At 58.4% G+C, this 21,999-nt stretch carries 16 protein-coding genes and 1 pseudogene; 8 read left to right on the top strand and 9 right to left on the bottom strand.

From position 1 onward, the window contains the following. Positions 1-225: 225 nt before the first annotated feature. The 5 genes from ABEG21_RS21210 (at position 226) to ABEG21_RS21190 (ending at position 5,565) form a co-directional block, all read left to right on the top strand. On the top strand, positions 226-1,557 hold the full coding sequence (locus ABEG21_RS21210) for an MFS transporter (RefSeq protein ID WP_347557387.1): 1,332 nt from the start codon (positions 226-228) through the stop codon (positions 1,555-1,557). A 27-nt stretch (positions 1,558-1,584) separates the two neighbouring features. Further along, the gene (locus ABEG21_RS21205) at positions 1,585-2,820 is read left to right on the top strand and encodes a hypothetical protein (RefSeq protein ID WP_347557386.1); all 1,236 of its coding nucleotides are present in this window, start codon (positions 1,585-1,587) and stop codon (positions 2,818-2,820) included. Positions 2,821-2,822: 2 nt separating this feature from the next. Next, positions 2,823-3,515, top strand: a complete 693-nt coding sequence (locus ABEG21_RS21200) for a GntR family transcriptional regulator (protein ID WP_347557385.1) — start codon at positions 2,823-2,825, stop codon at positions 3,513-3,515. 76 nt (positions 3,516-3,591) lie between these two features. Further along, on the top strand, positions 3,592-4,344 hold the full coding sequence (locus ABEG21_RS21195; RefSeq protein ID WP_347557384.1) for an SDR family oxidoreductase: 753 nt from the start codon (positions 3,592-3,594) through the stop codon (positions 4,342-4,344). Positions 4,345-4,440: 96 nt separating this feature from the next. Then, positions 4,441-5,565, top strand: coding sequence for an amidohydrolase family protein (locus ABEG21_RS21190; protein WP_347557383.1), 1,125 nt, complete (start codon positions 4,441-4,443; stop codon positions 5,563-5,565). Here ABEG21_RS21190 and ABEG21_RS21185 read toward each other — a convergent pair. The 4 genes from ABEG21_RS21185 to ABEG21_RS21170 form a co-directional block, all read right to left on the bottom strand. Next, complete coding sequence (locus ABEG21_RS21185) at positions 5,554-6,894, bottom strand: type II toxin-antitoxin system HipA family toxin (RefSeq protein ID WP_347557382.1); 1,341 nt, start codon at positions 6,892-6,894, stop codon at positions 5,554-5,556. The two genes, ABEG21_RS21190 and ABEG21_RS21185, sit on opposite strands and share 12 nt — an antisense overlap. A 2-nt stretch (positions 6,895-6,896) precedes the next feature. Further along, a complete protein-coding gene (locus tag ABEG21_RS21180) occupies positions 6,897-7,136 on the bottom strand; it encodes a helix-turn-helix transcriptional regulator (RefSeq protein WP_347557381.1) in 240 nt (79 codons plus the stop codon). Between the two features lie 143 nt (positions 7,137-7,279). Next, on the bottom strand, positions 7,280-8,203 hold the full coding sequence (locus ABEG21_RS21175) for an alpha/beta hydrolase (protein WP_347557380.1): 924 nt from the start codon (positions 8,201-8,203) through the stop codon (positions 7,280-7,282). Positions 8,204-8,206: 3 nt separating this feature from the next. Then, positions 8,207-8,953 (bottom strand): alpha/beta hydrolase, encoded by a 747-nt coding sequence (locus ABEG21_RS21170; RefSeq protein ID WP_347557379.1) that lies wholly within the window; start codon positions 8,951-8,953, stop codon positions 8,207-8,209. Between the two features lie 79 nt (positions 8,954-9,032). Here ABEG21_RS21170 and ABEG21_RS21165 point away from each other — a divergent pair, with 79 nt between their 5' ends. Continuing rightward, positions 9,033-9,641: a TetR/AcrR family transcriptional regulator gene (locus ABEG21_RS21165; protein WP_347557378.1), complete on the top strand. Its 609-nt coding sequence runs from the start codon at positions 9,033-9,035 to the stop codon at positions 9,639-9,641. Positions 9,642-9,982: 341 nt separating this feature from the next. Then, positions 9,983-10,450, top strand: coding sequence for an Hsp20 family protein (locus ABEG21_RS21160; protein WP_347557377.1), 468 nt, complete (start codon positions 9,983-9,985; stop codon positions 10,448-10,450). 664 nt (positions 10,451-11,114) lie between these two features. On the opposite strand, the gene ABEG21_RS21155 is transcribed toward ABEG21_RS21160, so the two are convergent. Continuing rightward, complete coding sequence (locus tag ABEG21_RS21155; RefSeq protein WP_347557376.1) at positions 11,115-12,716, bottom strand: methyl-accepting chemotaxis protein; 1,602 nt, start codon at positions 12,714-12,716, stop codon at positions 11,115-11,117. Between the two features lie 341 nt (positions 12,717-13,057). Between ABEG21_RS21155 and ABEG21_RS21150 the strand changes: the two are divergent. Continuing rightward, positions 13,058-13,691, top strand: a pseudogene (locus ABEG21_RS21150) (DDE-type integrase/transposase/recombinase); the annotation flags it as partial. An 89-nt stretch (positions 13,692-13,780) separates the two neighbouring features. Here ABEG21_RS21150 and ABEG21_RS21145 read toward each other — a convergent pair. From ABEG21_RS21145 to ABEG21_RS21130, 4 genes are read right to left on the bottom strand one after another with little or no spacing between them, the layout of a single operon-like run. Next, positions 13,781-14,377 (bottom strand): hypothetical protein, encoded by a 597-nt coding sequence (locus ABEG21_RS21145; protein ID WP_347557375.1) that lies wholly within the window; start codon positions 14,375-14,377, stop codon positions 13,781-13,783. A 55-nt stretch (positions 14,378-14,432) separates the two neighbouring features. Beyond that, a complete protein-coding gene (locus ABEG21_RS21140; RefSeq protein WP_347557374.1) occupies positions 14,433-16,043 on the bottom strand; it encodes a hypothetical protein in 1,611 nt (536 codons plus the stop codon). A 15-nt stretch (positions 16,044-16,058) separates the two neighbouring features. Further along, on the bottom strand, positions 16,059-19,904 hold the full coding sequence (locus ABEG21_RS21135; RefSeq protein ID WP_347557373.1) for a hypothetical protein: 3,846 nt from the start codon (positions 19,902-19,904) through the stop codon (positions 16,059-16,061). Beyond that, the gene (locus tag ABEG21_RS21130) at positions 19,901-21,973 is read right to left on the bottom strand and encodes a hypothetical protein (RefSeq protein WP_347557372.1); all 2,073 of its coding nucleotides are present in this window, start codon (positions 21,971-21,973) and stop codon (positions 19,901-19,903) included. Before ABEG21_RS21130 ends, ABEG21_RS21135 begins: the two co-directional genes overlap by 4 nt. Between the last annotated feature and the right edge of the window lie 26 nt (positions 21,974-21,999).

Below are 21,999 nucleotides of genomic sequence, written 5' to 3'. Positions count from 1 at the left end.
CCTTTGTTGCAGCGCTCAGCAAGTGGGGAAAATATATTTCGCATCTAAAATTGCCGAATGCTACATTTGCCTGGCAAATAAATCGAAATATATATTCCGGTCGATTCAAATCGTCGGTCTGTTGCAAGCCAAGTCGTCCGGTCGCTCAGTATTTCTAAAAAAGACAGAGAGGAGACAATGCGAACAGTCGAGGCTTATGTTTCAGACACGATGGACAGTGCGCGCATGACGCCGACCCATGTGAAAGTGGTGACGCTTGTTGCGGCGGGCTATTGTATCGACGTCATGGATTACGCCATCTACGGCTCCTTCATTCCAGACATGCTGCGCACGCATTTCGCGACCCGGGCGGAGCTCGGCATGGTGGGAGGCGCGCAATTGTTGGGGCTGGCACTCGGCACTTTTCTGCAGGGTCAATTCACCGACCGCTTTGGCCGCAAAGCGGTTTACCAATTCAATCTGCTACTGTTCGGGCTGGCCACGATTGCCAGTGCGCTCGCGCCGACGGTCATGTGGCTCGTGCTCGCACGCTTCGTTTCCGGGCTCGGACTGGGCGCCGAGCAACCGCTGGCCTTCACTTACGCGGGGGAATATGCGCCCAAAGATATTCGCGGTCGCATCCTCGCGATTGTCCATTTCATCGGCGGTGCGCTCGTCTGGCCGATCGCGTTCCTGATCACTTTGTATTTTCGCGAATCGATCGGGTGGCGGGGGATATGGGGTGGCATTGGCGTTGCCGCGCTGGTGCTTTTCGTGCTCCGCTTCGCTTTACCCGAATCACCGCGTTGGCTGGCCGCGAAAGGTCGCGGCGCGGAGGCATTGGCGATTATCAAGAAAATGGGATTGGGCGCCCCAACGGAAACCTTGTCGACCGCCGTCAGCGTAACGGCATCCGATCCGTTCGTGTTCGTCTGGAAGCACTATCGCGTCCGCCTGCTTGCCGCCATGGTGTGTTTCAGCGCGTTCTTCTGCGTCACGATCGGCCTGGGGACGTGGTTGCCGAACATTATGAGCAGTAAGGGCTTCACGATTACGAAATCGCTCTCCTATACGTTCGGCATGACCTTGGCAGCACCGTGTGCCAGTCTATTCATGATGTATGCACTGGACCATTTCGGCCGCAGGCGCACCGCGTTTATCACCTTCGTCTGTTCCGGCGTATTTGCCATCGCCTTCGCCAGCGCCCGTTCCGACGTGCAGCTGATCGCTGCCGGTTTCATGATGATTTTCTTCTATCAAGTCGGCGGAAACACGATGCAGATTTTTGCCTCCGAAGTCTTTCCCACTCAGGCGCGTGCATCGGGCTTCGGCATGGCGGCCGGCATCGGTCGGCTGGCCACCGCCGGCTTTGTCCCCGCATTGCCGATGATTCAGCACGCTTATGGTCTTACCGCGGTGTTCGCCTGCATTGCCGGCCTCATGGCCATTGCAGCATGCGGGCTCCCCTTGATCGGTCCGGAAACGCGGCGGCGCTCGCTCGACGATATCGCAAGCCCTCGCGCCGAGGTAGCGACGCCGAAAGACGTCGTGCACGCCTACACGGACCAGCACGGTTGATTCAGTCCAATTCGAAGGGAGACGCGCATGCGCCCGATATCACAGTCATCGAATATCACGTTTTTGGGACACACCGACCAGGGTAAGCGTCCGGATGGTGTTCAGATCATGGTCGACCGGGGGCATGCCTATATCGGTCACATGTTCAGCGACGGGATCTCCGTGATCGATGTGCGGGACCCGAGGGATCCAAAGCCTGTCAATTTCCTCGCGTGCCCGCGCAACACCAGGGCGCACCATCTGCAACTACACGATGGGCTGCTGCTTGCGGTCAACAGTGCGAACGTGTGGGCGCTGCAAAAGTACCAAAGCCAGGACGAGTACTTCACGAACGCGATCGATGACAGTTTTACGCGTCGGGAGAAGCCCTTCGTTGCAGGCTTGCGTATATACGACGTGAAAACGGACCCGGCGAATCCGCGGGAAATCGGCTTTTGTCCGGTGGGCGGAATCGGTCTTCATCGGGCGTGGTGGACTGGCGGACGGTACGCGTATGCCTCGGCGCAATTGGAGGGCTTCAGCGACTTCGTGCTGGCGATTTTCGATGTCGCTGATCCGACCCGACCGACGCTGGCCGGCCATTGGGCGCTTCCTGGAATGAACCGAGGTGCTGACGAGACGCCGTCCTGGCCCAAGGGGAAACGCTGGGCGTTGCATCATGCGATTCCGGCAAACGGCAAGTTATACGGCGCCTGGCGTGATGGCGGCCTGACGATCCACGATCTTGCCGACCCGGTTGCGCCCCAGCTGATCAGTCATACGCTGTTGTCGCCGCCGTTCGCCGGCGGTACGCATACGCCGCTGCCGTTGCCGGGACGTGGCTTGGCGATCGTCGCTGACGAAGCCATGAGCAACAACTGCGCGGCGGGGCTGGCCCATACCTGGATATTCGATGTGCGGGAGCCGAGCAATCCGATATCGATCGCGACGCTGCCGCAGCCTGAAGAACGTGATTTTTGCGCGATAGGCGGGAAGTTCGGGCCGCATAATCTCCATGAAAATCGTCCTGGTGCATTTCAGAGCGAGAATCTTATCTTTGCAACCTGGCACAATGCGGGCGTTCGCGTGTTCGACATCGCCAATGCCTTCCGGCCGCGCGAAGTCGGGCACCTTATTCCTGGCGCGCCGCCCACGCTCGTCGATATCCGGCCGGGTGCCGTGCAGGTGACGCAATCGGCGGATGTCTTCGTCGATCGCAACGGCCTGATGTACGTTACCGATACCAATGCCGGTCTGACCATTGCGCAGTTCGAGGATTCCTGATCTTGCTTTCACACAACATCAAGCCGCCGTCCAGCTCGTCGCGCACAAGTGAAGTCTACAAGGTGCTGCGACAGGACATCCTGTCGGGGCGGCTTTCGCCCGCCGCCAAGTTGCTGATCGATGAGGTCAGTCAGCGCTATGGGGTGACCAGTACGCCAATTCGCGAGGCGCTCACGCAGCTCGTGACGGAGGGTTTTGTCCAAAAAATCGACCAGAAAGGCTTTTTCGTCGCCCAAGTGTCGCGGCGTGAACTGATCGAATTGACGAACACGCGCTGCTGGGTAGAGTCGATCGCCCTGCGCGAAGCACTCGCGAATCGGACACCGCAATGGGAAGAACAACTGATTTTGGCCGGGCATCGTTTGTCGCGGACGAATCGGTCGGCCGATCCGGATGTTTTTCAAGAGGACGCGTCGTGGGAGGACACGCATAAACAATTTCACATGGCACTGATCGCTGCTTGTCCTTCGCGGTGGATGCTCGAATTTTGCGCGCTGATGACCGATCACGCCGCGCGCTACCGATATCTGTCGATGAGCCTGGCCTATCCTGCCCGCGATGTCACGAACGAGCACAAGGCCTTGACCGACGCGGCGATCGACGGGCCGCCGGTGCGCGCCATCGAAATGCTGATGGAGCACTACCGCACCACGGCGGACATCATCGTCGGATCGAATCTGGATTTACCCGATTGAAGCGTCGCAGGGCCGGACCGCGCGGCGCCTTTACCTGCGGAAAGTACCGCAACACACCTTAAAAAAGGAGTCCAGCATGGCAAACAGATATGCGGTTGTCACGGGGGCGGGCAGTGGGGTCGGCAGGGCGGTAGCGACGGCATTGTTGCGTGACGGCTATTCGGTCGCGCTTGCCGGAAGACGGCAGGACGCACTCGAAGAAACAGCGCAGCTTGCCGGTGGTAATGGTAATGCGCTGGTCGTCCCGACGGACGTGTCGAAGGAGGACGACGTTCTGGCACTTTTCGAGCGAATCAAAACCACGTTTGGCCGCCTTGACGTGCTTTTTAACAATGCGGGCACCGGCTCTCCTGCCACGAATTTCGGTGACGTCACTTTCGAGCAATGGCGCGCCGTCATCGACGTCAACATTCATGGCATGTTTCTTTGCGCGAATGCGGCCTTCCGGATCATGCGGGACCAAGCGCCGCAAGGCGGCCGCATCATCAACAATGGCTCATTGTCGGCCCATGTGCCGCGTCCGGGATCGGCGCCGTATACGACATCGAAACACGCGGTGACCGGACTGACGAAGTGTATCGGTCTGGACGGACGCAATTACGACATCGTCAGCTCGCAGGTCGATATCGGTAACGCCGCCACGCCGATGACGGCGCGAATGGCAAAGGGCGTACTGCAACCGAATGGTGAAATGGCGATCGAGCCCACCATGGATGCCGCGAACGTCGGCAAAACCGTATTGATGATTGCCAATATGAGCCTCGATGCAAACGTGCAATTCGTCACCGTGATGGCGTCGAAGATGCCGTCGTATCTTGGACGCGGTTGATTCCGATGCATTTGTAAGATGGTGTCGCACGCTCGCCAACATCCGTTGGCGAGCCGAGCGCACACGCGCCATTGTCGCCCGGCACAGGAACACATCATGCTGAAAAAATGGAAGCGGCTCGATCTGGGTGCGCCCGCGGCGCCTTGCGGATGCGGCCTGTCGCATCCGCACGCTCATCCTGAAATCCTGAGCCGCGCCGGTGTGCGGCGTCGCGATCTACTTGGCGCGGCGGCGGCGCTGGGGATTGGGCTTGCGATCGGTGGCGATGCGTGGGCGGAGCAGAAGCGGGCGCCGGGACGCATCATCGATGTACACCATCATTACACCTCTCCTGCCTTGCTCGCGATGATGTTGGGTCGCCGAACGCATCAGGGTTTCAATGAGGCATGGACGGTACAGAAATCACTCGATGCGATGGACGCGGCCGGCGTTGCCACTGCGGTGGTCTCGACCAGCGATCCCGGTATTTTTTTCGGCGACTACGATCAGGCGAAGGCGCTGGCCCGCGATTGCAATGAATTCCAGGCGCGCATGGTCTCGGACTACAAGGGGCGCTTCGGTATGTTTGTGACCTTGCCCTTGCCGGATATCGATAGCACGCTTGCTGAAATCGCATACGGGCTCGACACCTTGAAGGCGCAAGGCGTAGGCATGATGACAAGTTACGGCAATGCCTATCTTGGCGATCCGGCGTTCACGCCCGTCATGGAGGAGCTGAATCGACGCCGCGCCACGGTCTTCGTGCATCCTTTACAGCCGTCCTGTTGCACGAACGTCGTGCCCAACGTGCCGGATGTCGTGGTGGAATACGGTACCGAAACGTCGCGGACCATTGCCAGTCTGCTGATGAATCATACGACGCTGCGATATCCCAATATCCGTTTCATCTTCTCGCACGGCGGCGGCGACGTTCCGTATCTTACTTTCCGTTTTTCGCGGATGGTGTCCGGCGATAGTGCGTTGATGAAGGCCGAACCGGGGGGCGCCGTCGCGCTGATTCAAAAGCTCTACTTCGACACGGCACAGGCGTGGAATGCATATTCGCTCCCTTCGCTGACCGCACTGATGCCGCCCGAGAGGATTGTGTTCGGTTCGGACTTTCCCGCGGCGTCGCCACGCGATACGGCCAATGGATTACGTGCGTTTGGCCTGAGCGCCACCGTGCTTGCGAAAATCGAGTGGCAAAACGCTCAGGCGATCCTCCCGAACTTAGCGGGCTAGCGTATCCGCACCGCGTTGTAAGCCTTTGAAAATGGCCGTTGCAACTTGTTCGGGAAATCCAGCAGGCAGGTCCGCAGATACGGCGTCGATCACCGCCGCTGTTTGTTCGACGATGGGGTCGATCAAAGCATCGGCGTTCGTCGCGTAAAAGCACTGGCGTGCCATCTCGTCGAAATGCGAACGATCGATATCACGCATCCGGTAACGCCGATGGTTGCCGGGGACTGCCATCGCGAGCTTGGTCGTATGCCAGGAGACCTGGCTACCGTGCTTTCCCTCGACAGGCCATATCGACATGACGTCGTAGAGCGGGGTGAAGGCAAAGGCGCCGTGCGCGAGCAGACGAATGCTGAAGTTTTTGGCATGACCGTCCGGCGCGGCAAGCATCCAGAACAGAATCTGCGCGCTCAAGAGGGTATGCAGATCCTGTCGCGCGTTGCTCGACAGGCGCAACATTTGTGCGATCTTGACCAAGCCCGGGCCGCCATCATTCTCATATTTGAGATGGGGCGGCAGACCGAAGACTTGGCAAAAATCTTCCTGTGGCAGACGTAACAACGCCGTTCCCGACGCTGCGAAGCGCCGGTCGAAGCGTTCGACACCGAGCACCTTCCGCGTACCGAATTGGAGGATTTCCGCCTCGGCGGTCGGCAATCCGTAGGCACGCAGTATTCGCAGACAGAGCCACTCGTTCTCGACCGAGTGAAACATATTGATCTTTCGATTTCCAACCAGACCGAGCGGCAGTTTCAGGATGTGCGTCGTCGGCGTCGATCCGCGGGGAACCTGCCACTGATCTTGGTAACGCAAGAGACCGGTTTTTTCTTGCGCCCCGGCCAGCGAAATGCGGAATTCACCGTCTTCTTCCGGAAAATCGTCATCAGTGTCATTGCGTCCGCTGCTGACCGTCTCTATCAGCAAGCGTTCGATGGCATCAGCGTCGACACGGCGGCCGTCTATCCGATCGATGCCATGAGGCATGGCATCGGCGTCGAGAATTTGCAAGGCGCCGACGCAATCCCGTCCGATAGCCGCAAGCAAGTCGAACGCGTCGAGAGACGGCGTCTTGAACCGCATGCCGATACGTTGTCGGATTTGCTCGTTGTCCGGCAAAAGGTTTTCGAAAAAGTTGCGAACCGCATCGCTCTTCAGCGGACCGCCGTCGGTTCTAAAAGGCAGCGAGAGCGAGAGGGGGCGCCCGACAGTCGACGTCATCCATGCTGGATCGTATGCGAACTCCATCGTGCCACCGCCCGGCACGCGCCACTCACCAACGCGGATGCCGTTGGCCCAGACCGAGAGGGCGCGCGTGCGAGAGGGACGCCCCATCGTTACCACTCCGTCGCCGGCGGCTCGTTGCGCGCACCCATTTCGATCTGGAGGCCGTATAGCGCGGCCATCGCGAGCAGTTGTGCGACTGAGATTGCCGCCGCGCCGTTTTCCAGCTCGGAGACGCGGTTCTGGCTCAGACCCAAACGCACGCCGGCCTGCGCCTGGGTCAGTCCCGTCGCGCGGCGCGCACCGCTTAGGATCGCGCCGATCTGCTGCTCTGTCGTGATGCGTTGTCGCATGTTTTATCGCCTTTATCGATAAAAGCAGTATATCGCATATTCCGATAAAGAGGCGGTATCGTAAATAGCGATATTTTTGCTTTATCGGCATTGCCGATATTTGGCTTCCCCAATCTGAGCGGCTGGTTCACCTTGTTTCAGGGCTAACGTCCTCTCGTTGTCAAATGGCTTGCGAGAAAAGGCAGCAGTGCTGCCAACACTTCGTCAGGCGCATCTTCAGGCTGGAGATGTCCTCCAGCCGTAGCCACTCCACGCACGTCGCTCGACCAGCGCCGCCAGACTTCCATCGGCGTAGGCTGCCCTGGCACCCAGTCGGCTTCAGGCCATAGAACGAGAACCGGACATGGCATTTTATGGCCATTCTTCAGGTCCGCATTGTCGTGGTCGAGGTCTTCGTTCATCGCCGCGCGATAATCTTCACAGATGGCATGTCGCACGGCCGCGTCTCGAAATGCCAACTTATAGCGCTCCAGCGCGGCTGGCTCGATGAGATCGCGGCCGCCCGTCATTTTTGCCAAGGCGCGCTCAATGAACACATCGGGCGCCGCCGCTAGCATTCGTTCAGGCAAGTCGGCTTCCTGCGAGAAGAAAAACCAATGGAATGCCCGTAGGGCGGAGCGATAGTCGACCATGGCCAACGCGTCGGCCGTCGGTATCACCGTCAGTGACGCATAGGCCAAGGCGCTGGTTGGATGGTCGAGTGCCAGACGATAGCCTGCGCGTGCCCCTCGATCGTGGCCGACGATCGCAAAGCGGTCATGACCAAGGCGCGTCATCAGCGCGACAAGCGCATCGCCGACGCGTCGCTTCGTCCATCGCGGCGACACTTCGCGGGTGCGACTGCACCCATAGCCAGGCAGGTCCGGTATCACCAGCGTATAGCGTTTTGCCAGCTCAGACGCGAGCTTGCGCCAAGCAATGTGCGTCTGAGGATAGCCATGCAAAAGCAGCAAAGGCGGTCCGTCGCCCCCCGTCGCGCCCGCGAAATGCACGCCTCCAGCCTCGATGTCCAGGACGCGCAATGATGGGAAAAACGGCGCGTGTGCATTTGTTTGCGGCGAAGACATGGATTACCTCCGGTTTGTTGCGTGAGTGGAGGAGGCGAGCGAGGCTTGCTCGATGAGCTCCGCGGTTTCTTGCGGCATATCGATCATGACGTCATGTCCGCAATCGAATGTATGGGTCGTCCAACCTTCGGCGCAAGCGCTATCGAAGAACGGCTTGAATGGCCCGTTCCAACCGGCCGCGAACACGTATGTGCGATTCCTGACTGACTCATGGCGCCCGGTCAGCGCAAGCCGCTCCGACCAGCATGCCAAGGAACCGGCGGTCGTCCGTGCATCGACCCAGGCTTGATCTGCGAGGTTGACGCCGAAAACGGCCGCTGGAAGCGGCGGCACCCGGTATCCCCCGTTGGATTGCGCCATTTCGATATAACGCGCCGTGGCTTCCGGGGCGTCAAGGTCGAAAAGAGATTTGTCATTCGCCCCGATGAAGGCATCCAAGTAAACCAGCGACCTTATTTTTTCAGGAATAGCGTCGGCAACCGCCGTGATGATACTTCCGCCATAGGAATGGCCCACAAGCACGACATCGTCGAGGCCTTCGAATGCAATGACGTTGAGGACATCGCGTACGTGCGTGGACGCATTGATTGCCGCGGACGCGAGGTGAGAGCGCTCGCCTAGGCCGGTGAAGGTTGGGGTGAATACATCATATCCCTTGCGTCGTAGAATTTGGGCCACTCGGCTGTAGCACCAACCGCCGTGCCATGCACCGTGTACGAGGACTATCGTAGGAAAAGGGGGAGCAGACATCGATGTTTTTTAGTGGTCGTTAAAGAACATGAGTTTGCGAAACTTGACGGATGACGTCAAGTGTTTTTTAATGATCGCTATGAAACAGACAATTTCGGCGGATCCCTCCGCCTCGCTCCGCAAGACGGGTAGACCGCGCGGTTTCGATGAAGAGAAGGCCGTCGAGACGGCGATGCGTCTCTTCTGGCGCCATGGGTATGAAGGCGTGGGTATGAGCGATCTGACGCAAGCGATTGGCGTGGCTGCGCCAAGCCTGTATGGCGTTTTTGGTAGCAAGGCGAATCTATATCTGCGGGCGCTGGACCGCTATTCGGACACGTTCAATCTGGTGAATCGCTCGGCGGTCGAGCAGGCTGATTCCCTCGCTGAGGCGGTGCGTCGATTGCTTTTCGCCGCGATCGATATCGTCACATCCTCGGACGGCGAGCGGAGCTGCATGATTTCAAGCGGGATGCTGTGCGCGCATCCGGACCATCAGGAGCTCGCCAGCGAATTGGCGCGGCGGCGCGATGCTATCCGCGAAGACATCGCGCAGGCGCTCACGCCTTGGCTAAACGGTCCTCGACTTGCGTCTACTGCGCGCTATCTCGCGGCGGTGTTGCAGGGATTTTCGATACAGGCTCGGGATGGTGCCTCGCGCGAAGACTTGCTGCAAACGGTCGAACCTCTCGCGGCAACATTTGATTAGACGGGGCGGTAGGCCCCTATTTTTAATGGTAGCGGATCCAGCTGGGGCGAGTTTGGATTTTTACCGATAACGGTGTTTGCGTAGCGAGTTGGCGCAATGCGTGCTGATCGCGCACGCTACCGGCTCGCGCACACGACCTCGAAGAGGCTGCTGCGAGGCGCCGAGCTGGATCGGGTAAAACGTCGACTCCGAGAACACGTAAACACATTCTCTGGCGGCATTACAATTTGTTACACTTAGGGGTCTTGAGATTTACTTTTCGCTTCCTATATTTTGGTCAAGCAGCCGCTCATTGGGAGGACTGCGATAACTATCGCTCATTTTTACGAGGATATACGACCATGACAAACTACGACTTTGCACCACTGTTCCGCTCGGCGATTGGCTTCGATCGCTTTGCCCGCATCCTGGATGATGCAGCACGTACGGAGCAGAATGCTTACCCTCCGTACAACGTCGAATTGGTGGAAGAAAACAAGTATCGCATCACGATGGCTGTCGCTGGTTTTACACGGGACGAATTGAATCTTGAATTCGAACGGGATTCCCTAAAAGTCATCGGTCGCCGTGACCGTTCCGCGGAAAAGCAGACATTCCTGCACCGAGGCATCGCGGAGCGTGACTTCGAGCATCGGTTCAAGCTTGCAGACCACGTCAGTGTGACAGGAGCAACTTTGGATAATGGATTGCTGCAGATCGACTTGCTGCGCCAGATCCCAGAGGCATTGAAGCCACGTCGTATTGAGATCGGATCATCAGGCTCAGGTAAGAAAGATGCACAGTTGATCGAAGCCAACGCGGCAGCTTGATTCAATGAAAGCCGGCCATTGCTAATCCGCCTTTTATGGCGGATTAGCGATGCGGCTAGGCGCGTGAAAGCGCCCCGGCCCCTGACTGTTGAAATGGGCAATTGTTCACATTGTTTTTCTCGAAGGTAAGCGATCCGTAAAGGACGTCCGCGCCACTAGGCGGCGGATTCCGGCGTAGGTTTCCCAAAGGTCCAAGGCAGAACAGCCACGCCTTGCGCCCGATTACGAACGGCCGGATCGCGTTCTCGCACGGGTTGATGTCGATCCGCCAGATGCGGTTTTCGACGTAACGTTTGAGCTTGTGCCATTGTCCGACGATATAGTGCAACGCGGTGCCCGCGACGCAGGTGGGCGTCGTGGCGCTCAGGCGCTCATCGATCAGTGCGCTGATTGCGGCAAGAACTTAGGCGCTGTACCGCTGGCGCATACGCATCACGTCGATGCCGCGTCTCTTCCGTGCGTGCTCCTACCGCGTAGCGCTTGCCGATCAAATGAATCCGTTGCGTCGGAATGTGCTGCTTGCCGCGAGCGGCCTTTGGTAATGCCGCTTCGGCCGAGACCCGATAGCGACGCGCGGGCGCCTAGCATCCGAGATGTTCGAGCGTGTTTCCTTCGCAATGGCATCGTATGCAGCATGGCCCATTGGATCCCTACCTTCCGATACTCATGCAAGTCTAGCAACGGCCTCTAACCGGAAGTATCCAATCGCTTTGTTAAGCTGCTGTCCCTGATGTTCGAGAGACGTTGAAGCCGCGGCCGCCTCTTCGACCAAAGCCGCGTTTTGCTGTGTCACCTGATCCATTTGTGTGATGGCCTGATTAACTTGCTCAATACCGCGACTCTGCTCAGTCGACGCCGCTGCGATCTCCGACATAATATCTGTCACGCGCACGACGGCTTGCGTGACCTCGGACATCGTCTCGCCGGCCTCGTGGGCAAGCGACGAACCCGCCTGAATCTTTTGTACCGATGTGCTGATCAAGTCTTTGATTTCTTTTGCGGCACTGGAAGAGCGTTGCGCGAGATTACGCACCTCGCCGGCAACGACGGCGAATCCACGACCCTGATCTCCAGCGCGTGCCGCTTCCACTGCCGCGTTGAGCGCGAGAATATTCGTTTGGAAGGCGATCCCTTCGATAATTCCCGTAATCTCGGCAATCTTGTTCGAGCTGCCACTGATTTGGTCCATGGTCGCTACCATACGCCCAACCGCCGCGCTACCGCGCTGAGCCACCTCTGAGGCACTGGTTGCCAGAGAGGTCGCCTGTTGTGCGTTCTCGGAATTGTGTCGGACCGTGGATGTCAATTCCTCCATGCTTGAAGCGGTCTCTTGCAGCGAAGCAGCCTGCTGTTCGGTTCGCGACGACAGATCGGCATTTCCCGACGCGATTTCGCCGGAACCTGTGGCGATGCTATCGGCGGCGGTTCGGACATCGCCAATCAAACGGACTAGACTCGCCTGCATGATGCCCATCGACGACAGCACGCTGCCCTTTGGTGCCGCAGCGGCTGGCGCGATTGCACTAAGGTCTCCATTTGCGATTCGTTGCGTTACATCACTGAGATCCACGGGCTCCGCCCCAAGTGCTCGCGTGAGGCCACGCACAATCACACTTCCCGTAATCACTGCCGCAGCAATCGCGCTGAGACAAATTAAAATAAGAATGGTTCTCTGACGTGCATAGTTTTCGTTATCTTCACGAACCAGCGCGGCTTCTCGGCCAAGCGTGTAACTTGCATAGGCATCAGTGGCTTTGATAAGTTCGGATAACAACGGCTGGCATTCAACGTTGATTTTTACGACTGCTTCGTCGCGCTTGTTCGCTAAGGCCAGCGCAACGATGTTTTGTGCCACCACGCTATATTTCGCTTCGACCTGGTTGATGGCATCCACCAAGTTGCGGGCCTTTTCGGTAACGTTCGCGCCGGTAGCAATCAGGTCGTTTAACGTTTTCAAGTTTGCTTGAACGTCCTGTTGCGCCTCGGCTTCGGCTGCCCGCTGCGCTTCCAAATCCGCGGACGTCGTCACAAGGGCCATATTCCGTGCCGCAATCGCGCGTCGGTCGACGGCGGTCCGGACGTTTTGCACCGTGTCTGCACGTTTGCTGATTCCAGTTATATAGTCGCTGAAGCGATCATTCGCATTGCCTAACGACTTAAGAGAAATACCGGAAACAATGAGCACCAACACGCTGAGAAAGCCGAACCCTATGGAAAGCTTCCCTTTAACTGAGATCTTGTTGGATTTTATATTCAGTTGGGTCATTTCATCACCTCGATAGCCTGCAAATATTACCGCTCCCGTGGCGCTAGACACGGGTCCTCGTGAACGATCGCTTGTTGCAAGCGTTTTACGGCTCAATTTAGATTTACTGAAGCCATCAACTCATATTTTTCGAGACGAATTTTTGGCCATGACAATTGTTGCCATGGAGGTTCTGCAATGCTGTGTCGATTACAAGCAACGCGGCATTAAAATATACGGGCAGAATTCGTAAATTTTTTACCACCCGGTTTAAAGTGGGACGATCTCCGCTGGCGTCAGACTAGTTGTCGCACGGAGTAATTTTAGATGTTGAATTCCGGGGGCGGTAAGATAGCGAGTATATAACTGAGCAAACGCTTTATACATGGCGTCGTCAGGTCAAATCGCAAGGAATGGTCGTGCCGGGTGATGGGAAGAATCCTGAGGCGTGGTCCTCGGAAGACAAGTTTGCTGTGATTCTAGAAACGGCAGGGTTAAACGCATCCGAGCTCGGCGAGTACTGTCGTAGACGGGAGCTGGGACATAACTGGTTACCCTTATCAATAAAGGGACAATAATTTTATTGGTACATGGTGTTGGACGTGTTCAGCCGCAAGATCGTCGCGCACGAAGTGCACGAGGAGGAGTCGGCGCAGCACGCAGCACGCCTGATGCAGCGGGCCAGCTTGGCCGAAGCACGCATTGGTAAGCCACTGGTGCTGCACTCGGACAACGGCGGCACGTGAATGGATGCATCGATTTGTACAGTCGTACAACCATACGCATAAACATAGCGGCCTGAAGTTCGTTCCCCCAGCACAGCGCCACAACGGACAAGCAGAGGAGTTGATAACCAAGCGCCATGAAGTCTACGCGATAGCGCGCGAGCGGGCGCCTCGCAGATGGACAAGAGGCTTGCGCGACTGGAATTTGAAGACAGAAGTGTGGCTGAATCCAGAAAGGAACACCGTACCGCGATTAATGCAGTGCGCGTAAAACCGTGCGACAACTGTTGTAAATAAAATGTAATATTCATGCATTGGGGATGCAGGCAGTCCTAGGAGCGCGCTTTCGTTGAACCACCCCTAGATGATTTGTATCGACAGACTATCGATGTCATCCCGCTGCGATTCGCCAATCACTTTGCGCGTGGGATGAACACTGACCTCGATGCGATGAGGGACGTGTCCGGTGGCGTTTAGCACTGCCTCGATCCACTCGTCAGCGACGACATCGCCCACTGTCCAGGGCCGATCACGGCTCAACTCGCTGTGGACATTCAAAAAACGACCGCCACCTACCCGCCAAGCAATCAGTACGTCGGTTCCGGCGTCGGTCGATGTCGGTGTGAGTGCATCGCCATCGACGATGCGATAGACGAGAAAGCCGACAGCGTCCGCACTCAAAACGAAGATACTCCACTGCCCATCGTCGAGAATGCTTTCGCATGGCTCACGCACTATCTCCCCGCTGAAATAATGGATGCGCTGGAGCACCATCCGTTGTCCGCTGGCGTTCATCAGCCGGACCGTCAGCCCCACGGCGTGACTCGACGACGCAGCGATGAGATCGGCGCCCGCTTTGATGTCACGCCCATTGCGTCGTTCGGTTTCCCGTGCAAATAGCTCGCGTGATGCAAGCGTCGCACTATTGCGAAATAAGGCGTTGATTCGTAGCAACATGACACACCATAACGGTCGATATGATAAAAACAGGTGCGCAACAGCGTGATCCCGCTTACTGTTCCAATGGCGTACGCGTATGCAACGGCGCCGTGGCCACTGAGCGGTCCGTTATCACGATGTTGGCGCGCAGTTCGCCGGCATCGGCGGCTATCGTTGAGAAAACGGCGATGTCGTCGTCTGTCACTGCATCATAGACAGTCGAGACGGTGCCCTCTGCATGCCTATCCTCGTCGCGCCATGGCGAAATAATCGCCTTAATACGCATAGTGCCATTTTGATACATGCAGGCCGTGATCGAGAGCACGCGTCGCCGTTCCAACTGGTAAGAAACGGTGATCGCATGATCAAACGCCAGTTGTGAAAAAACGGCCAGTACGGTTCTTTCGGTAGGCACATCGTGCGCTCTTTCTGGTACGGAAAGCGACACACCGTTCAAACGCGGGCCCGTGAAGGCGGTGAGATAGACCAAAGGTGTCGACGATCCGTTGAAAATTCGCAGCTGCAGCGCATAGCGAGGCCGGCCGATCATATCCTTGCTGCGAAGCGTCGGCGTGTGTATGACTGATCCATCGAGGAGATGCCGGCTTTGCAAAGCGAGCAGGCGGTTTTGCCGCGCCTTCGTCGCCGCGGCATCCGGCACGGCGATGGTCGTTTCTGTCTCGGATACCAAGAGACAAGACGTCAGTCGGAAAGTTCGCGAGTAGGCGGCATGCGAGCGCGTCGCCACACTTGTCACCTCCAGGTCAATGGCCGTTTCGCTGTCCAGCGAGAGGCCGTCTATCTCCATCAACAACGCGCCTGTCATCATGGTGGGACCACGTTCAGAAGCCAGCTTGGGTACAAGCTGCCAGCGGGGTAGCGCGACGCTACCCCGCGACGTTTCCACAATCCACGCATCGGACGCCGGCTCGGCAACGCGGAGGGTGGCGCGACGCAACGCATCACGCCACGTGGATAGCGACGCCGCATCGGCTTGCGAGAAACCGATACAGAACATCGTGTCCACTGCTAACGCCGCAACCGTATCGTCCCGATCGAGGCCATTTGAGATGCGCCATGGCTGCCCTTGTCCACTGCTTATCATTAGCATCAGACGGCGCGGCATCTGATCGGCGACCACAACGCGCGAATTCAGATAGGCGCGCAATGGTGGCAACGGTAACACGCGCGTTGTAGTGCTGATTTCACACGGTATCATCTGCGCATAATAGCGCGGTAGTCCCTCTACGCCGATAAAGCCCAGCGTAAGCGGGGTGTGCCGCAACGACGATACGATGTCGCTGTCGGGCCGGCTTCGCCGCAGACCGATGGTCAACGAGATTTCGAGGGTTTCTTTCGACGCGACTGCAAGCGTTCTGACCGGTCTGACCACCAATGCATTGGCGCTCGGAACGGCTTCGACCAGCCACTGATCCGTGCAAGTGCTTCGGATGCTACTCAGTGTGGGAGCATCGATGAACTGTTCGAAAAAGAGGAGCAACCTCGACGCGTTGGTAGCAAAGCGCGTTAGCGGCTTCAAACCGATGTTTGTCAGGCGCAGTCGACACTGCTCCTCATCGATCTCGAGCAACGCCAGGAACGGACTGGTTGCGTTTCGGCGCGGCCATTCGGCGTGCGCCGCGAGATCGGCAATGGTGTCGAGTGAAAAGGAAAGCGCGCTCATATTGCTCTCTTTGTCCTATCGGTCTGGATCGGGTGACGTTGCCGGTTCGGCTGCATCGCGCTTCATCATCAACCAACCGTCGAGGAGATGGCGTACATCGTGCTCGAAATCGAGAGGTCTCTCGTTTGCGTCGCACAAAGGCAGATCCTTGCTGTTAGACGTACTCGATTCATCTGCATCGACGGGTAGACGCCATTGCCATTGATGACGGCCATACCGGGGGTGCACGACCGCCCACGTATTGTCCTGTGTCGTACGTGGTTTCAACGCGAGGGTCGGGCTGGCATGAATCGCAAATTCGAATCGTTTCAACGTTGATGCATAGTACTCCGCTGGCAACGTAATCGCCTTCGCCGGAAGAATGCCGCTGCGTGCATTGACCTCGGCGAATGGATCGATAAGCAACGCAAGCGACGTCGGCGGACCATCGCCCGCGCTCAGAATGAGGCTGTTTGGTACGTCTTCGAGCGTGTCGATCGACATTGCGTCATGATTTGCAGGGCCATGAAAGGTATCGAAGTCGAATCCACGTTCGCTACCCAGCCAGTAGCTTATCAATCCATCGTCAGCCTCCGTATGTCCACCGAGCTTGACTTCGAATCGGGTCTGACGGAGCGCGTGCGTCCTGGCGGGTTCCGCGCCGTCTATGCGCGCTTGGAGCGCGGTGTACCCTTGATCGAGTGCGGCACCGCCGCGCAGCGCAATCTGTATGGTTGCGTGCACCAAGGCCAACGGTCTACCGACAAGATGCGTCAAGCCGGATTGATCGCCCGTTGCCGGCTCGCATTGTGCGACGCCAGCGCGGACACGCGTCATGAATCGGAGGAGTGTTTCGTCGGTCTTCGTCACGCTGTCGAGCAGCTGTTGCAGTTCTGGGTGCGAGGCCAATGCGGTACGTGCATTCGGGAAATAAGTGCGATTCACGACGCTTAAGCCCGGTGCGTGGGAATTCGATGAGATGGCGACGATGGGTGCGCCACCGTTGCCATAGAACACCAGGGCATTTTCGAGCGGTTGATACAGTGCCCAACCCAGGATCGGCGTCGGCGACGTCACCTCGGTGGTATCGGTGGTATCGCTGGCATCGCTTGCCGATGCCTTGTCTGTGCCGCGTGATCGGAGTGCCCAGCGGAAATGCAATTGCGCGGCCTGGACGAGTCGCGCCGGCAGTTGCGCATGCATTTCTGGCATGTCGGGGCCGCGGCGCATGCGTGTTGCGACGGCCAGCCGGTCGCTGAAATCGTCAAAGCGCCGCGTACGGCCGAATGCATCGAGTACCTCTACGCAACGTAAGGTAAAGCCGCCGCCATCGATGGGGAGGAAAGGTGCAGTGGGACGTGGCGATAACCAGTGATCCCGCTCCAGTGCCTTTCTCACTTTGTCGATGAACGGCTCGCGGGCCTGACTGGCGTAAGGATCGGCGATGTTCAACTGAAGGTTATCGACGAAACCCGACATCGCGGTATATAGACCGGTGAGGCTCTGCGCGAGTTGCGGCAAGCTGCCGACCACCTGCTTGAAATCACGCAATGTCGTTAGTGTGCTTGCCAGCGATGCCCGCGCATCAGATCGTTCCGCGTCTGCGATGTCGTCAACGCCACTCGCTACGTCGGTCTGCGGTTGCAGGCGCGCATCGAGGGCGTCGAGCGCTTGTATCAATCCCACATTGCCATGATCCGACAGCAGCGACGTGCCCTCGTACCCGTAGACGGGCCATGACGTACTCTTCCCCGACGGCAGCAGCGTATTTCGATCAGCCCAGTGAAATCGATCCAGAACAGGGCCCTGGGGCGACGCATCACAAGGCGACGTGCTACACGCGGCGTGAACGTCGGCGGCGTAGCGCATCATGACCGGTCGCCAACGCGTGTAAAACGCGTCGGCGTTACGTCCTGCACGTACCGTTGCGCTTGGTATCGTATCGTCGAAGTCACTTTTTGACTGCTCGCCGATACGTCGTGGGGCGCGTAATGGCGTGAAGGCGTCACGTAGCGCAGAGAGCGGCGCGTGTGTGCGGTCCGACATATAGCGTTCAAACGCTGACGACGTCAGCACGGCCTCGCGGGCGAGTTGATCGATCAGGACGGCAATGGCATCAGGCACGAAACCTTGCGTTGACGCAATGGGAAACAGAGAGACGATATCGAGCGATGTGCTGGTGTCCAAGGCGAGCATCGTCGGGATGGCGGCCGTGACGAGACGTTGCGCGGGCGTGTCGAGGATCGGGGTTGACAAGCGTCGCGCCGCGCCGCCGAACAGCATGAGAACCGGCTCTTCGGCTTGCCAGTGACGCGGCGCGGCGACATCCACCACGTCATAAAACGGCGCATCTTCATGGCGTACGAGCATCGCCTCCAGCGCCGCCTCGGCTTGAACGCTCGCTTGCCCACGCTCTCGGTGCATGCGTTGCAATGTGGCGATATCGTCCGCTTGTTCCTCGATATACGCCCGCAACACATCGGGGTCGCGAAGCATGGTGCCGGGCAAACCATCCGGCGCGTACAGCAGGTTCATCCATGTCTGCCAGTCGGCAAAGAGTTGCTGTTTCTTGGCATGCAAGGTGAGCGTTATCGCATCCCAATCGGACTGCAACCTATTAAGCGATGCCAGCGCGCTCAACGACGCCGCACTGGGTGGTGGCACATCCGCGTTTTCGCTGTCCTTGCCGCGCGTCGGATGCGTCTTGCGTTTCAAGGTCCAGATACGGCCGGCATCGACCGGCTTGAACGTCGCTTCATGAAGTCGATCGACGAAGTCGACATCCGCGGGGGTCGCCTCGTCATGGGTGCCAAGTTCGCCGAACTGCAAAAGCAATAGCAGGGCTTCCAGATCCGGCTTCCCAAGCCGGGTGGCAATGCCAGCGGCGATCGCTTCTTCTTCTGTCTGGCCCAGCGCGAAGAATGTGGGGTCATCTTGATATTGCTGTCGCTCGCGTTCGCGATAGCGGACGTCCACAGACCACGACAATCCATCGATTGATCCGGCGCAGACCAGTCGGTCCGCCGCGTCCGGCACCGCGTCTGGCGTGTCATTGCACATCGCGGCGATGAGTTCGGCCTCGCCCATGCAGGTATCGGACGATACCTGATCGCCTTCGTACCAGCCGCTCACGTGATACGTCAGCAGCCATCCCTCCTCGGCAGATTCCCGGGGCAGGTCTCGCAGGTCGTCATAGGCGCCGAGGATTGTCGAGCAATGCGTGTACAGCGACGTAAAAACAGGGCTGCCATAGGCGATGGCTGTCAGTTCCGATAATGCCTTGCGCTTGCGTGGCGCGGTGCGGAACGCCACGTCGTCTTCGCTGGCCGGGAGATCGAGATCCGAGCGCCAGCCAAGATAGCATGGCGTAGCGACGCCTTGATCGTTGTAGAGCACGCTCGGATGCGGCAATCCGCCGTTGTCTGGCAACGGCGCTGTTGACAGGCGATCGCTTTCCACAAGCCATCGCCGGCTTCGGTACGCAGGTGTCGGCGAACGGGCCGCCGCGGAGGTCGCGAATCGTGTGATGAGCCAGCGATTGGGCAGGCGCGGAAATCGCACCGCACCGGCGTGGGCGTCCGATGCGACAGCGGTTTTCGGTTGCACCCCATGCCTTAATATCTGGGGCAGCGTCCAATGCAGGTGAATCCCGGCTTGCGCTTGCGTGCGGCCTGCGAACGTTTGCGCCTGATCGCCGAGCGTTTTCGAGATATAGGGGGCCCGTGCGTCGCCGTGTTCCGCACCGGTCGGCAGGTCGAAAAAATGATAGAACGGCGCAACGAGCTGACGGTCTTCGACGCTGTCACCGTGCCCGATGCGCATTGCATTAACGTCGATCGGTAGCAGTAGCGGTCCGAGGGGAGAGGTGCGTTCGATGGTCATTTTGCAAGGGGCGTGGCGTGTTGATCGTCGAAGTAAAAACGGACCGATCGGCTGGTTTGCGTATGATGCGTGGCGAAGATCGACGACGCGAGCGGCGCTGATGCGCCACCCGTGTAGCGTGCGGCTGTCTGGCGTCGAAAATAGGGCTCTGCGGGTACGAAAAACGCCGTCGTCTCCGCAGGTTCGACGAATTCGACCGATTCGAGCGATCCACGATATAGCGCGAACAGCATCGAGGGTCCGATGATATCGAGACGCATCGGTTGGCACGCCGGCCCCGATGCATCGTCGGTCTTGCCGGTGGGATCTTTTCCGTCGCCGAGAGGGCGGTCCCGGACCTTTCCTCGTACTTCGAGCCCTTGCCACGTTGCCACCAGTTGCGAGCGCAGCAGGAAACCGGTAAAAACGTTGGCGGATGTTGATGAAGCGCCGCCTACCTGCGCATGGTCCGTTTTCGCGAGGCCGGACGGTGTTGGAAAGTGACGTGCGAGCCACGCCGATTCGTAAAATGCGTCACGTGCCGCTGCATCCGTGTTCAGCCGTAGCGCACCGGCGACGAGCGCCAGCAACCAATTCGCGTCCACCTGAAAGAATCGCAAACTCTCGGGGGGCAACATATTAGGATCCGGGACGAGGTACTGTGTCGGGACATGCTTGAAGGTCGTCAAATCGTCCAGCCAGGTGAATACGCGCGCTTCATCCTCTGCGCCGGTGGGGTCCACCGCTTCGCCAGGATGGTCCGACCTGATGTGCCGAGGTTGTGTGATGTCGTTCAGTGCTTTTTGCAACAATGCCGCGTCCGTGTCCATGGGTAACGCATGCCACGCCGCACCGACACTGTTCGATTCGCGCGGCGCATCGTGGCCTGATTCCTTCGCGGCGCTTACATCGCTTATTTCCGCCATGGGTGCCAGGCGCTTGCGTTGTGCTTCACGGGAAACGGTCTGACGCCAACGCAGCAACGTCGCACTGAATGCCGCATCGTTCATGGCCGCCATGCGTCCGAGTTGCCAAGCTGCAGCCAGACTGACATCGAACATCCCGATCGCGGGGTCATAGCGCAGCAGACTGTCGCTGTTCAATGCAAAAGCGGTTTTCGGGTTCAACATGGGGTCGATGCGCTTTGACGATTGCAGCGGCCCCCGATACCACGACACGGTGTTCAGCGGACCGCGCATGACGTGGTTGAGTGCGCAGTACCCTTGCGCCAAGGCCCACTTTACCATTGCCTTCTCGGCCGTATCATGACCATCCGGTGTCCGGACCGGTAAAGCAAGCGGACCGATGTCCAGATGCATCAGCGTGCCGAGCGGCGTATCGGTGCGACCTGCAAGGTGGGTAAATTCCCAGTGAAACAAACTGATGAGATGGACGTCCGTGCCTGGAAGTGACCGATCCCTCAGATCGACGTCTTCCAGCGACACGAGATGCGCGACGTGACGTCCTGCGATACGCGGTACCTGGCTCGCGAGTACAACGCTAAAACGTGCCGCCGCGGTGTCTCCTTCCACGGATGGTTTTTCGGTGATGCCGACATGGCGAACATGGACAAACGTATCGAGATCGTGCCAATCGGGTAGCGCCGCGTCGAATACCGCGCGGGACACCGCAATCTCGGTAAGTTCACCACTTTCCCGGGCATCCGGAAAACGGGCCTTGATCGGGCTCGTCACGAGAGGCGGCGCGTCTTCCATGGGGAGGACCAATAACGCCAGCCAGGTTTTACGATCGTCCAGCACCGGTGGCGCCGACGTGTGCGCTGACTGAGCCGCGCACTCCGTCGATTGTGCGAAGCGCTGCCACGGCAGGGTGCAGTCCGTCAGAACGATATGTGGCAGCGTATCCGTGTAATCGCTTTGATGGCCGACGGGCGGATGTACCGCATGCACCAGCGTTGGATTCAGCGTGTAGCGTGGTCCATCAACCCGCAGCGTCTGCGCACGCATGAACGATTCGACAGGGTGGGGGCCAGACGGCGGCACGATGTCTTGCGTGACCGTGATCGTATGTTTGCCTGCTGGCAGAATCGGTCGTTGACGATCCGAGAACGCAATATGTTGTTCTGTCATTTGTGTTTGGCGGGAATGGGCGACGG

Origin of the sequence: Robbsia sp. KACC 23696 (assembly GCF_039852015.1) — a bacterium.
Taxonomy (GTDB): domain Bacteria; phylum Pseudomonadota; class Gammaproteobacteria; order Burkholderiales; family Burkholderiaceae; genus Robbsia.
This window is presented reverse-complemented; position numbering and strand designations above follow the sequence as displayed.

Excerpts from the sequence above, each read along its gene's own strand:
- ABEG21_RS21210 (WP_347557387.1), top strand. The coding sequence starts at position 226 with ATGACGCCGACCCATGTGAAAGTGGTGACGCTTGTTGCGGCGGGCTAT.
- ABEG21_RS21205 (WP_347557386.1), top strand. The coding sequence starts at position 1,585 with ATGCGCCCGATATCACAGTCATCGAATATCACGTTTTTGGGACACACC.
- ABEG21_RS21195 (WP_347557384.1), top strand. The coding sequence starts at position 3,592 with ATGGCAAACAGATATGCGGTTGTCACGGGGGCGGGCAGTGGGGTCGGC.
- ABEG21_RS21190 (WP_347557383.1), top strand. The coding sequence starts at position 4,441 with ATGCTGAAAAAATGGAAGCGGCTCGATCTGGGTGCGCCCGCGGCGCCT.
- ABEG21_RS21185 (WP_347557382.1), bottom strand. The coding sequence starts at position 6,894 with ATGGGGCGTCCCTCTCGCACGCGCGCCCTCTCGGTCTGGGCCAACGGC.
- ABEG21_RS21180 (WP_347557381.1), bottom strand. The coding sequence starts at position 7,136 with ATGCGACAACGCATCACGACAGAGCAGCAGATCGGCGCGATCCTAAGC.
- ABEG21_RS21175 (WP_347557380.1), bottom strand. The coding sequence starts at position 8,203 with ATGTCTTCGCCGCAAACAAATGCACACGCGCCGTTTTTCCCATCATTG.
- ABEG21_RS21170 (WP_347557379.1), bottom strand. The coding sequence starts at position 8,953 with ATGTCTGCTCCCCCTTTTCCTACGATAGTCCTCGTACACGGTGCATGG.
- ABEG21_RS21165 (WP_347557378.1), top strand. The coding sequence starts at position 9,033 with ATGAAACAGACAATTTCGGCGGATCCCTCCGCCTCGCTCCGCAAGACG.
- ABEG21_RS21160 (WP_347557377.1), top strand. The coding sequence starts at position 9,983 with ATGACAAACTACGACTTTGCACCACTGTTCCGCTCGGCGATTGGCTTC.
- ABEG21_RS21155 (WP_347557376.1), bottom strand. The coding sequence starts at position 12,716 with ATGACCCAACTGAATATAAAATCCAACAAGATCTCAGTTAAAGGGAAG.
- ABEG21_RS21145 (WP_347557375.1), bottom strand. The coding sequence starts at position 14,377 with ATGTTGCTACGAATCAACGCCTTATTTCGCAATAGTGCGACGCTTGCA.
- ABEG21_RS21140 (WP_347557374.1), bottom strand. The coding sequence starts at position 16,043 with ATGAGCGCGCTTTCCTTTTCACTCGACACCATTGCCGATCTCGCGGCG.
- ABEG21_RS21135 (WP_347557373.1), bottom strand. The coding sequence starts at position 19,904 with ATGACCATCGAACGCACCTCTCCCCTCGGACCGCTACTGCTACCGATC.
- ABEG21_RS21130 (WP_347557372.1), bottom strand. The coding sequence starts at position 21,973 with ATGACAGAACAACATATTGCGTTCTCGGATCGTCAACGACCGATTCTG.